The sequence below is a fragment of the Pseudomonas sp. 2995-3 genome, assembly GCF_002742565.1.
GTDB lineage: Bacteria > Pseudomonadota > Gammaproteobacteria > Pseudomonadales > Pseudomonadaceae > Aquipseudomonas > Aquipseudomonas edaphica.
The window spans coordinates 1-230 of sequence record NZ_LJSB01000146.1; the positions used below are offsets into that span (position 1 = coordinate 1).

At 35.7% G+C, this 230-nt stretch carries 1 protein-coding gene; it reads left to right on the forward strand.

From position 1 onward, the window contains the following. Positions 1-28: 28 nt before the first annotated feature. Positions 29-230, forward strand: a 202-nt coding sequence (locus AOA62_RS31370; protein WP_218244093.1) for a hypothetical protein, incomplete at its 3' end; no start/stop codon positions are given.

Sequence of the window (230 nt, forward strand, 5' to 3'; positions counted from 1 at the left end):
CTTCTTATATAAAATGGATCCTATGATGATGAGTAGTGTCATTCAAGATGCGATCCTTCATACCGATGAATTGGACATTGTTGAATTAAGAAAACAAGCTAAACGCCGTTATCGCATGAATGAGCCAGATAAACCGCCAAGTTTAGGTTATAGAGTTCAGTCAGAACAATTAAGAACACCAAAGTCAGTTCCATTAACGGAAGAGGAAAAACAAATTCACTATTTTGAAA